This window comes from Longibacter salinarum, assembly GCF_002554795.1.
In the GTDB taxonomy this organism is placed as follows: Bacteria; Bacteroidota; Rhodothermia; order Rhodothermales; family Salinibacteraceae; genus Longibacter; species Longibacter salinarum.
This window is the reverse complement of record NZ_PDEQ01000007.1, coordinates 217,001-227,630: the sequence shown is the minus strand read 5'-3', so window position 1 is coordinate 227,630 and position 10,630 is coordinate 217,001. Positions and strand designations below refer to the sequence as shown.

The following is a 10,630-nucleotide window of genomic DNA, read 5'->3' as shown; positions in this document are numbered from 1 at the left end:
TCAGAGGGATAGGTTCGGTCCATCGCTCTGAGTCGGTCTTGTGAGCGAGTCTGCTTCACTCATAAGACGAGGACCGGCGCTTTTCTGTTGAATGGCCCGGTTCGAATCGATCCGCCAAACAGCTTCTCATACTTTAACACGTCCAAACGTCCAAACGTCGACACGTCCACACGGCCGGACTTCCCACCTAGAAGCGTCCGCGCCGGTGCCGACGGTGCTGGAAGCGTCGATCCAGCGCGTTGATCTGCTCTTCCGACAACACCGTCCGGAGCTCCGTTCGCATCGAGTCTAGGACCGTCATCGTCTGCCGCCGGTGGGTACGGCGCAATTGATCAAGTTGGCGCGCCGTGCGCCGGGCAATCACTTCCACGCTATCGCGCTGCGCCGGTGACATCGGCTCCACCTGTCGGATCACCCGCTCCACGAAGCCGCCGGGCGTGCGGAGAGCGCGCACCCGATCGGCCCGATTTTGCACCCACCAGCCCGTCAGCACGCTGCCCAGGACGACCCCGAGGAGGAGCGTCACGACCAGCAGCAACACCGACTTCGTTCGCGGCGAAAAAGACATCCAGGACATAGCAAAAAAGGGCAAGAGGGAGAAGTCCAGAGCGAGCGGTTACTCGTCGGCCGGCACGAGCGTGTCGTGCGCCGCGGCGGTGAGCGTCACATCCGGCAACCCGAGGGCCGCCTCCACCGCCGAGGCCGACGCGTCGTCGTTTGTCGCCACATTGTAGCTCCCGATCCCGCCAATCATCAGCAGGACCACGACGGCAAGGCGGAGGAAAATCGTCTGCAGCGCGCGGTCGAATGCGGGGACAGGGTCGGCCTCTCGCAGGCGATCCATGACGCGACCGGCGAACCCGCTGTCAAAACGGCGCTGGGGCGACTGCATCGTGTGCTTCAGCGCGCGGAGTCGGTCGAGCCGAGCGCGCAGTTCCGGGTCGTTGGCGAGGCGGGTCTCCAGGCGGTCTGTCTCTTCGGCGGAAAGGTCGCCCGTCAGGTAGCAGAGGAGGCGGGTGTCCATGTTCGGGTCGGAAGCGTTCATCGGGAGGGCAGGTCGTCAGCGGAAAGGTAGGGGCTCAGCAGGGTTTCGAGGGCGGACGTGGCCCGGTACAGACGCGACATCACCGTTCCCTCCGGAACGTCGAGGATCTCCGCCGTCTCGCGCGTCGAGTAGCCGTCGAGCAGTCGGAGCACGACGACGGCGCGGTGGTCGTCCGACAGGTGGTCGAGCGCCCGGTGCACGAGCTCCGTACGGTCCCGTTCATCGATTTCCTCGTCACCATCCACCGGTGGTTCGCGGGTGAGCGCCGCATCCGGGTTCTCATCACGACTCCAGAAGCGATCGTACCACCGCTTCCGTTTGTCCAGCGCCTTCAGTGACTGATTGATCGCGATGCGCGTCAGGTACGTGCCGAGCTCTGCGTCGCCGCGGTACTGATCCAGCGCCTCATAGAACCGGATGAACGTCTCCTGTCCCACGTCGTCGGCCTCCGCTCCCGGCCCCAGCATCCCGATCACCGTCGCCGCCACCCGATCCTCGTACCGCTCCACCAGCCGCCGAAACGCCCTGGACTGCCCGTCCCGCGCACGGGCAAGCAATTCGGCATCGGTCGGAGCGGAAGCAGGCACAGGCGACAAGTGGAGGCGAAGGAAAGTCGGCCGAGGGCGGAGAGACGGGCGTTCAGTGTTTAGATCGGGCGGAGGTGAGGTTCATTCCATCCGACGATCAGGAAATTGCCTCTTTCATGTCATCTCAACAATAAAGCACTCAATCCGCTTCCTGTCCTTGATGCAGTCGACACGGAGGCGGGGCGCTGGCCAGGACGGAGCGCACGGTGATAGAAATTCATCAGACGCCACCACACATGAATACACGGACTCATCCTAGACATTGCTGTATACAATTAATATATTATATCACCCTGTCAATGGGTAATATGTCAAACCGGTTGACATACACACAGGTTATACCGCTTTTCGCATTGCCCCGATTTTCTTTCTTCAACAGCGCTGTACTGGATGATCCCTTCGACTTCACGTCTCGTATTGATTCTTTGTCTTCTTCTTTTTGCGCCTCCTCTCATGGCGCAAGATGTGGAAGAAAAGTCTTCGCCGGTAGAGACGCAGCTTCCCGATTCTCCTGCCAACTTCGAGTGGCAGCACCTTCCAGAAATTAAAGGCGCGTTCCTACTTCCCGACAACTGGCACTTCCTCAAGCAGAAACAAGGAGAGACGCAAGCATATTTTCTCACGCGAGAGGACATTGCCAAAAACGGGCGCTTTTCTACCGGACTCTCGATCAATGTGATACCGAAGGTTGAAGAGAAGACTGGATATCCAGCTGCTGCGTATGCCAAGGCATTTATCTCAGTCGCGGGTCCCGAGACCAATGAGGAAGTATTAGAGCGAGCTCGTCTTGGCGAAGAAACTATGCCTGGGTTCGGTGTGCGGACGCGCAGCACGAACGATGCAGGCTCGCCGGTCATAACCCATCGCATTGCTTTTGGGAATACGGAGACGGGCACATGTTATCTCATCTCGTTCGAAAGCCCAGAAGCACAGTGGGAAGAGGCTTGGTCAAAGGGCGAACTTATGCTGACGAAGTTTCTGCTTGATCAGAGTGTCTGAACAAGCGGTATAACCACTCGATGCACCGGACGGTGTCGGTGTCTCACCGCGGGGCGTCGCCTCATCACCGCCGGGGAGCGCTATCCGCTATGTGTCGCCATCAGAGTCGTCGGAGCATTCCGCTTGCTCGAAGGTTTGCTGATTTGGATTGTGTCTCCTCATATCGCAGAGCACGACCATGAACTGGCAAGAACACATCGTCAGCACGCCTGACGTATTAAAGGGAAAGCCGCGCCTAAAAGGCACACGCATTCCCGTAAGCCTCATCCTGGGCTACCTCGCCAACGGCGCCACGACGGAAGACCTCCGGCGAGAGTTTCCCGATTTAAAACAGGAAGACGTAGCGGCGTGCCTGAGCTATGCGCGAGATCTTTCAGAGTTTGAGGTGACGGTGTAATGCGCTTCTTCGCCGACCACTGCGTGCCGGAGTCCCTCGCCGAAGCGCTCGAATCCAAAGGTCACGAGATGCTTCGACTGCGCAACCAGATGGTCACCGATGCTCCAGATCCGGACGTGATCGAAAAAGCGCAAATGCTTGGTGCCGTGCTGCTCTCATTGAACGGCGACTTTTCCGACATCGTGCGGTATCCGCCTTCAAAGTACGGAGGCATCATATCCATGCAAGTGAGAAATCGACCCGAGGTGCTCGCTCAGATTACGGGGCGGTTGACACGATACCGGAGAGACCAGTCCGACCGAGAACACTATCGTGGGAAGCTGCTACTGGTTGAGGCGCATCGCATCCGAGTCAGAGGCACCACATAGCCCCCACTGCTGCCGACGCCCTTTGCACGCGGCAGAGTTCAATCGTAATAGCGCTTCACCAACTGTCTGCTTATGCGCATCTCGGAACTCAAGCGCCGGTTGGCGAAAGAGCACTTCAACCCGAATGCATACAGTCTGGACGGTGCACCCTCCTTATCCGACGACCGATTCCACCTCGAAGAAGACGGAGGTGTGTTCAAAATCTTCTATGTGGAGCGCGGGAAGAAAGAGCAGCTTTTGGGCGCATACGAAGACGAGTCGGACGCCTGTGATGCATTCTATGACCTGCTTCGCAAGGTAGACCATGCAAAGGCCCACATGGTCGGCTTCTTTGAGGACGTGACTCGCGCTGACACGGCCGCGACGCTACTCGAGGACCACGCAATTGACTACAAGCGCGACTCGATTCCATACGGCGGTCCGAATGATCCACGGCACCGACTGTTCGTCTTCGGTGCAGACGTAATTCGTGCTGAGAAACTGCTCGATGACAACGAGCCCAAAGAGCGATGATACAGCTCAGGTGCTGACGAAAGACACGCTCGGTGGCCCGTTGCTCACGGACGTGCTACGACTTCGACCCGTCTGAGCCGCTTCGCCTTTTCGCAGCAGAGCTTCAAGCGAAACCAGGGCTGCTTGGAGCCCACGGCTCGTTGGCCGTGACCGGGTGTGCCATCGCTGATCGCCTGCAGCCCTGATCAACTACGCTCAATCTCTTCTACTACGTGACAGCTCTCAAGCCATGAGACCCGTCCTATCAATTCTCCTCGCTGGCTGTCTTCTATGGACCTCGGGCGGGATAGCAGAGGCCCAGTCCGCCGCCGACTCGACACAGATCGTTGCGTATACCGGCGGTCACGTCTGGGACGGATCGGAGTTTGACGAGCGGACGCTCTTCGTTCAGGATGGTCGTTTCATCAAAGAGTCGGCCCGGGTCGATACCACGGTCCAGCTCGACGGAGGCTACGTCATCCCGCCGTTCGGCGACGCGCATACCCACATGCTCGGGGCAGGAGGAATCGCCATTCCCCTCGCGGACAGCCTCTTCGTCTCGAATGGCCTTTTTTATGCCCTCGACCTGACCAATCCGTACTCCGAGATTCAGAACGTTCAGAGTCAGTTTGAGGGGCCGAGTACCATCGATGTGGCCTACGCGAATGGCGGTATCACCTCGACCGGGAGCCATCCGACGGCGGCCATGGAGCGCATCTTCACCGATACCGAGGAGGTGACGCTGGAGAACCTGCAGCTTCAGAACGACGCCTACTGGTTCATGGATACGATCGAACATGTCGACGAGACGTGGTCGGACTATCTGGCCCAGCAGCCCGATGTCGTCAAAGTCTACCTAACCTACACGACCCGAGGGCTCGAGCGCGACGAGTGCTGGGGACTCTGCCCCGAGGTCTTGGAAGCCGTCGTAGACCGTGCGCACGACGTAGACAAGCGGGTTTTCGCCCACGTAAACACAGAGAAGGACGTTCAAATTGCGCTTGACGCAGGGGTCGATGCAATTGCCCACCTTCCGAGCGGTAACGATGGCGTTCGGACCGGGGAGGAGGAATTCTGGCTTAGCCGCACGACGATTCGGAAAGCGGGACAAGACAGCGTCGTTCTCACACCGACGGCTTCACTGCTTGTCGAGGGCGCCGACCCGGATACGCTTCAGGCCGAGATTGCCCGTCAACGCAAGCAGCTGCGCCAACTCCACGAGGCCGGCGTACGCATCGCACTTGGGGCCGATGAGTGGAAAAAGACGGCTCTCTACGAGGCGATGTACCTACACGATCACGATGTTTTCGACAACCGGACGCTGCTTAAGATCTGGGCAGAGGCGACGCCGCGCGCCATTTTCCCAAACCGCAAGATCGGGCACCTCGCCAAGGGTTACGAAGCGAGCTTCCTCGTATTAAACGAGAACCCCGTCGACGACTTTAACGCGGTCACCCAGATTCGACTTGGAGTCAAACAGGGACACATCATCACGGGAGAAGGAAGCCGCTGATCTTCACATCTCGCAACCTTGCACTCGTTAGCACGCTCAGCCGCTCATGAGACCTCGATCTCGGTCACAATTCGCCTTCGCGTTATGCATCGTGCTTCTCCTCGCGGGATGCGTTCACCCTGCCATTGGACAGCATCTCCCGGATGGGGCTGACGACTGGTATCTCGAGACGAGTGACGAGACGGATCTCTACGTCGTAGAATGTGGGACGGCAGCGGCTCCCGGCGATACGGTCGTCGTGCTCCACGGCGGGTGGGGCGCAGAGCATAGCTATCTGTGGCCCGCTATCGAGCCGCTCGCAGACCAGTACCATGTCGTGTTCTACGATCAACGGGGATCGTTGCGATCGCCCGCTCCCGACAGCACCATCTCTCTCCAGCGATTCGTTGCGGACCTTGAGGCTCTCCGTCACGAACTCGGCCAGGAGCAGCTTACCATTTTTGCTCACTCGATGGGCTCACGTCTCGCCTACGCCTACCTCAACCAGCACCCCGAACACCTGCGTCGACTGGTGCTCGCCGGCCCGGTGGTGCCGACCGGGTTTCGCGCTGCCAATCCAGAGAAGATGAGGCAAGCGCGCGAGCAATTTGTCCGATGGGCCAAGGAAAGAGAAGAAGCGGAGATCGCCGACGAGGGGCTGGACCGAGATTCTTTATCGGATCGAGAAAAGACGGCCCGATGGCGCATTGGCTTCGCGTCGGGCAACATCTATCACATCGAGCGGTGGCGGCAATTGCAGGGAGGCCGCGCCTTTTATAACGGAAACATTGCCAGACTCATAAATCAAAACACACCCGATCGTCTACGAGCAAATCAGTTTGAGACGCTGAAAACGTCGGACATCCCGGTGTGGGTGATTATCGGGGACCACGATCTGGTCGACTTCGGACTGGTCGGGTGGCCCAGCGTTGCCGACACACTCGAACGTGTAGAAATAACGACTCTTGAGAATGCTGGACACAACGCATGGATTGACCGTCCAGACGCGTTTCGCGATGCCCTCCGGCGTGCGCTGCGCTCACCCAACGAATAGATCGAGCACCAGAGGCATTCGTTTATTCTGCACATCTGCGAAACGGTGCTGCGGGGCATACCGGCGGAATACATAGAGACGCAAAAATCAGGATCAGGACAATGGTATGTTTACTCGCACCCTAAAACGCACAATTCGGTGCCGTGCTATATACACGTTCCGAGTGCCTCACGCCGGGATATGACACTGGCAAATATCGCCACGCAGATGGCAATGGTGTACTATCACTGAAACTATGGCTCCGCATGGACAGAACTCTGCACTGAACCCGGTGCCTGGTCATCATGGAAAGGAGTCAGCATTTGTTCTTAGATATTGCCAACTTTTAGGCACAGCGCTCACACCACCGCTGTCAGCGAGTTTGACTGTGATGTAGATTTACGACCGTCTTATTGGCACCTCCCGTTTCATGGATTTGAACCGCTATTACACCAAATGGTCCATCTTCCACGGCGCGTTCTTTGGTGGACCGATTGTAGGCGGATACTTGCTATCGAGGAATTTCAAAGTACTCGGAAATGAGTCGCGTAGCTCGTCCGCTCTCTGGGGAGGCGTCATGTTGGCATTGTTTGGGATGATTCTCTTCCTTCTCCTACCGGATGAGTGGGTGACAACAACGCTCACCGTTGCCATCGCAGGCTTTTGGGCGGGACTATCGATGACCGTCTACCTTCAATTTCAGAAGGACGAGTTAGATACTGATGCCCGTGACAACCTGAGACCAGCTTCTGCCTGGAGGGTCGCCGGCATCACGCTCGCAGGAATGTTCGTGTATATATGCATGATAGGTGTCTTCTCGGTACCAACCATGCTTTCCTCGCTGAGTCTACCTGGATCCAACTCAGGCGCTGAAGCTTCCCTGGTGGAGCACGAAGCTAACCGAATTGAGCAAATTGCAGGCTCCCTGTCAGGTTCGACTATACGCACAGAAGATACCGCGCGCAGCGTCTATTTTGAGCCGCCCGTGACCGAGGAGCACGCGTCGACCACAGGAATGTACCTGGAAGCGATTGGCGTCTTTTCGAATGGACCGGGTTCCATCCCCGCTGTAAAGCTGGAGACTGACGCTGAGGGCTTTCGGCTTCTTCTGCCCGTTTCGTCTACCGCCCGAGGCACAAAACCATTTCTTGGCATCGTCGAGTCCATTATCGTCGATCTGAGTCGCTGGCTCGATGCTCCTGTTCAGGTATCCACGGTCAGTATCGACCCAGAGGGGAACCGGTCAGAGATTACGTATCGTGAATCTGACTTTTCCGCCTCGCCTGCATAAAGGCGATTATTGTCCTACTTGCAGTTGACTAACGCCACGAAAACAACGGATGTCGTCACAGCAAATTACCGCAGGGGCCATTGTTGCCGTCATACTCGGCGCAGTCATTCTTGCGTACAGCAATCAATCGTCGGGCCGAGCGCAGGAGAATGATGGATCTGCACCTCCATCTGACCCTGCGGTTTCCAGCACGGGCACGGACAGCGGTTCCGGCAGACCGGCAAGTCTCGCACAAACGATTGCCGATACGCTATCTCGACCATCCAGCTGCGAATGCCGAGACCGGTACAAGGGGGCCGATCCGTTCATGGTTTCGTTCGAAGATGTAGACCCCGTCATGTTCTGCGGGTATGTCGAGGAGGTGAAGTCGCCCCGGGTCATGTACGCCGGTGAGTTCGGTGCCCTGGCCTGTCGGCGCGATACGACATTCATCGAATACGGTGCGCTGACCCGTGCCCGACTCGATCGGTATTCGGACAGTGTACGCGTGACTCGCTACCGAAATCTTCCGTACGGACCAAACTGGGAAGAGCGGCGCGTCGATATCGAAGCGAATGTGCTCCGGGCTCAAGAGGAGAAGGTGCACATGACAAAGCGGTGGGTATTCGACCCGCCGAGTCTGACGGCAGCGGAGGTTGATTCCATTCTTCAGCGCGCTCGCGAATTATCCGACGGGGGAATTGACACGGACGAGGTGGGCCAGGCAGAAGACATGATCTACATCCTCATGGCCGCCGCGATCAGTCACCCGGGCAAGGCCGAGCAGACGTTTCTCGAGTACCGAGAGTCAGCACCATTTTACGGATATCTCGGCGAAATCCACACCCGCGCCTCTAGTCTCTACCGCCAACACAGAGAGAAAGCATCGAAGCCAGCGTCCGACGAGCTACCCGTCGGACGGGGCGTTCTTGGATTCGAGGAGGGATTCATTCTTGATTTTGAGCGAGGAGACTCCCTGTCGTTTGGCCTGCATGCCGATACGGCCGATGCGACTCCCGATCGCTTGCTGACCGTCTACTGGGAGGAAAAGATCACCGCACCGTACATTCGCGATCTAAAAAGTGCGTGGCTCGTACCCGAGGTGGACGCATTCACCTACGAGAAATTCTACTTACGCGTTGTTGATCGGACACAAACGTGGTCCAAGGTGATTGTCAACAACGCAACGAGAAAAGCCTACTGGCTTCGCCATCGCGCACCGCTGGAGTTTACGCCGTGGCCTGAGTTTTTAACTGACAAAACGCTGTGCGTATCACCTCATTCCGGTAGACAACTGCGCGAGGAGCCGTCACCGGACGCATCGGTGCAGCCATACAAGCTGTCGGACTCGACCTGCCTTGTGGCATTGGAAGCGCAAGGAGAATGGCTTCGCGTGCAGAAGCAACGGGTTTGCGGAAGCGAATGGGGGAAGGCGCAAGGCGACCCGGCGTGGATCCGGTGGCAGAAAGACGGCACGCTGCGGGCCACATACTCGCTGACCTGCTGACATCAAGCCGCGGCGTACGCATTGACCGTGATCGAGGCCCCCATCCTCAACTTTATCCCCGTGCGGAAGTGACCCTTCACTCTCGCACTCGCCCTCGTCACCTGCTTCGTCCTTCTCGGAGCAGCGCGCCCCTCTCACCCGGTTTCAATTCTTGACGGCACGCACCATCAGCAGATGATCGCGGACACGCTACCGGACCGAGAGTACCAGTTTGGTGGCAGCACGATCTCATGCCAGCTCGATGCAGAAGCCCCGGCGACTCAGGCCCTTCAAGATCGCATTCCCGAAGAGGCGATGTGCCAACACATCGGACCGTTCCAACTTGGGCTTCCATTCGGTGAGCAAACCGAGCCGCTCGGCACGCCGGCGCGCCGCGTTGTGGACACCGACTCGCAGAGGCTCTACCTGTACAGACTGAAGCCCGCTTCGGATAAGCCGCCGCCCTACTTACTCCTCGGCGGCGTAGGCGATACGTTGACGCTCATTCAGCTCACCGGATCGAAGATCGATCCGCTGTACGACTGGGACTTTTCGTCGGTCGAGTTGGGCGTCCCCGAGGATTCGATCACCGCCGTATTCGGGCCGCTGCGACAGACGAAAGACGTGGAGGACATGGATGGTGTGAAGCTGTGGTCGTATCTGCCCCACCAAATCTCGCTGGAGATTCGGGATGAGAAGCTCTTTTCGATTCGGATCTGGTTGAAGGGACGCGCTCCCCAGCTGTAACAGCAAGTGCCTGGAGACCGAAGCGGCTAACAACGTGTGTCCCAACGGTAGGTGCTGAATGTTCCTTGCCCCCTACAGAACGAAAATTCTAAAACGATAAGCTATCAGTGGATAAGGCGAATATGCATTTCACCCGAGACGATTTAGCACCGTAATAATGCGTCGGTTATTACTTATTGCTCCCGCAGGTATTCGCCACTTCCTCCTGTAGAAATGTTTAGCGAACCGACGAACCGCCCCACGCCTCATAATGCTCCTACTCAAGCCACCATTCAACGAGTTTGGGAGCACGCACTCCACGAGGAGAAAATGCATAGCGATCGGAGCAACTTTTTCCTCGTTGCTGAAGCGATGCTTTTTGTATTTTACGCCACTCTAGATGCCAGCACACAGATTTGGGCGCTGGTTTCAATATGTGCTTTAGGCATCCTCTTAACTCTAATGTGGGTTCTCATAGCAATGCGCCAGGAAGGTGACTTCGACCTTGCTGTTGAGAGACTCGAACTATTCGCAGAAGAGTACCCAGATTACTCTGACCAACGAGACGGCTGGCTGCGAGCGAAAGGGATGACGATTTTGGGTCGCTGGGTGCCCTCAGTGGTCGGAATAGCGTGGATAATCTTGATCGTCGAGATACTTACACGATAGTAGAATGAAGGCCATGAATTGCACTCGTGATTCGGAGACGGCGATCTTCGAGCCTATCTGCTTTCC

The 10,630-nt window shown here is 57.5% G+C and carries 13 protein-coding genes; 10 read left to right on the top strand and 3 right to left on the bottom strand.

Annotated elements, in window-relative coordinates:
* Positions 1 to 187: 187 nt before the first annotated feature.
* From CRI94_RS14310 to CRI94_RS14300, 3 genes are read right to left on the bottom strand one after another with little or no spacing between them, the layout of a single operon-like run.
* A complete protein-coding gene (locus CRI94_RS14310; protein WP_098077186.1) occupies positions 188 to 577 on the bottom strand; it encodes a hypothetical protein in 390 nt (129 codons plus the stop codon).
* Between the two features lie 39 nt (positions 578 to 616).
* Positions 617 to 1,045, bottom strand: a complete 429-nt coding sequence (locus tag CRI94_RS14305) for an anti-sigma factor family protein (RefSeq protein ID WP_098077183.1) — start codon at positions 1,043 to 1,045, stop codon at positions 617 to 619.
* Positions 1,042 to 1,632, bottom strand: coding sequence for an RNA polymerase sigma factor (locus CRI94_RS14300; protein ID WP_218919403.1), 591 nt, complete (start codon positions 1,630 to 1,632; stop codon positions 1,042 to 1,044). Before CRI94_RS14300 ends, CRI94_RS14305 begins: the two co-directional genes overlap by 4 nt.
* Positions 1,633 to 2,022: 390 nt before the next feature.
* Here CRI94_RS14300 and CRI94_RS14295 point away from each other — a divergent pair, with 390 nt between their 5' ends.
* From CRI94_RS14295 to CRI94_RS18190, 10 genes are all read left to right on the top strand, one after another.
* Positions 2,023 to 2,631, top strand: coding sequence for a hypothetical protein (locus CRI94_RS14295; protein WP_143815421.1), 609 nt, complete (start codon positions 2,023 to 2,025; stop codon positions 2,629 to 2,631).
* 178 nt (positions 2,632 to 2,809) lie between these two features.
* A complete protein-coding gene (locus CRI94_RS14290) occupies positions 2,810 to 3,028 on the top strand; it encodes a DUF433 domain-containing protein (RefSeq protein ID WP_098077174.1) in 219 nt (72 codons plus the stop codon).
* Entirely contained in the window at positions 3,028 to 3,396 is a 369-nt protein-coding gene (locus CRI94_RS14285; protein WP_098077172.1) for a DUF5615 family PIN-like protein, read from the top strand. Before CRI94_RS14290 ends, CRI94_RS14285 begins: the two co-directional genes overlap by 1 nt.
* A gap of 72 nt (positions 3,397 to 3,468) precedes the next feature.
* On the top strand, positions 3,469 to 3,909 hold the full coding sequence (locus CRI94_RS14280; protein ID WP_098077169.1) for a hypothetical protein: 441 nt from the start codon (positions 3,469 to 3,471) through the stop codon (positions 3,907 to 3,909).
* 229 nt (positions 3,910 to 4,138) lie between these two features.
* Positions 4,139 to 5,401 carry an amidohydrolase family protein gene (locus CRI94_RS14275; RefSeq protein ID WP_098077166.1) on the top strand — a complete coding sequence of 421 codons (1,263 nt, stop codon included), beginning with the start codon at positions 4,139 to 4,141 and terminating at the stop codon, positions 5,399 to 5,401.
* 46 nt (positions 5,402 to 5,447) lie between these two features.
* Positions 5,448 to 6,434 (top strand): alpha/beta fold hydrolase, encoded by a 987-nt coding sequence (locus tag CRI94_RS14270; protein ID WP_098077163.1) that lies wholly within the window; start codon positions 5,448 to 5,450, stop codon positions 6,432 to 6,434.
* A gap of 409 nt (positions 6,435 to 6,843) precedes the next feature.
* Positions 6,844 to 7,704 carry a hypothetical protein gene (locus tag CRI94_RS14265; protein WP_098077160.1) on the top strand — a complete coding sequence of 287 codons (861 nt, stop codon included), beginning with the start codon at positions 6,844 to 6,846 and terminating at the stop codon, positions 7,702 to 7,704.
* A gap of 49 nt (positions 7,705 to 7,753) precedes the next feature.
* Entirely contained in the window at positions 7,754 to 9,190 is a 1,437-nt protein-coding gene (locus CRI94_RS14260; protein ID WP_098077157.1) for a hypothetical protein, read from the top strand.
* 174 nt (positions 9,191 to 9,364) lie between these two features.
* A complete protein-coding gene (locus tag CRI94_RS14255; protein ID WP_098077154.1) occupies positions 9,365 to 9,916 on the top strand; it encodes a hypothetical protein in 552 nt (183 codons plus the stop codon).
* A 213-nt stretch (positions 9,917 to 10,129) separates the two neighbouring features.
* The gene (locus tag CRI94_RS18190) at positions 10,130 to 10,564 is read left to right on the top strand and encodes a RipA family octameric membrane protein (protein WP_098077151.1); all 435 of its coding nucleotides are present in this window, start codon (positions 10,130 to 10,132) and stop codon (positions 10,562 to 10,564) included.
* The last annotated feature ends 66 nt before the right edge of the window (positions 10,565 to 10,630 follow it).

Bases quoted from the DNA above. Each gene is read 5' to 3' on its own strand.
- CRI94_RS14295 (WP_143815421.1), top strand. From the start codon at position 2,023: ATGATCCCTTCGACTTCACGTCTCGTATTGATTCTTTGTCTTCTTCTT.
- CRI94_RS14305 (WP_098077183.1), bottom strand. From the start codon at position 1,045: ATGAACGCTTCCGACCCGAACATGGACACCCGCCTCCTCTGCTACCTG.
- CRI94_RS14270 (WP_098077163.1), top strand. From the start codon at position 5,448: ATGAGACCTCGATCTCGGTCACAATTCGCCTTCGCGTTATGCATCGTG.
- CRI94_RS14275 (WP_098077166.1), top strand. From the start codon at position 4,139: ATGAGACCCGTCCTATCAATTCTCCTCGCTGGCTGTCTTCTATGGACC.
- CRI94_RS14255 (WP_098077154.1), top strand. From the start codon at position 9,365: ATGATCGCGGACACGCTACCGGACCGAGAGTACCAGTTTGGTGGCAGC.
- CRI94_RS14280 (WP_098077169.1), top strand. From the start codon at position 3,469: ATGCGCATCTCGGAACTCAAGCGCCGGTTGGCGAAAGAGCACTTCAAC.
- CRI94_RS14290 (WP_098077174.1), top strand. From the start codon at position 2,810: ATGAACTGGCAAGAACACATCGTCAGCACGCCTGACGTATTAAAGGGA.
- CRI94_RS14265 (WP_098077160.1), top strand. From the start codon at position 6,844: ATGGATTTGAACCGCTATTACACCAAATGGTCCATCTTCCACGGCGCG.
- CRI94_RS18190 (WP_098077151.1), top strand. From the start codon at position 10,130: ATGTTTAGCGAACCGACGAACCGCCCCACGCCTCATAATGCTCCTACT.
- CRI94_RS14310 (WP_098077186.1), bottom strand. From the start codon at position 577: ATGTCCTGGATGTCTTTTTCGCCGCGAACGAAGTCGGTGTTGCTGCTG.
- CRI94_RS14260 (WP_098077157.1), top strand. From the start codon at position 7,754: ATGTCGTCACAGCAAATTACCGCAGGGGCCATTGTTGCCGTCATACTC.
- CRI94_RS14285 (WP_098077172.1), top strand. From the start codon at position 3,028: ATGCGCTTCTTCGCCGACCACTGCGTGCCGGAGTCCCTCGCCGAAGCG.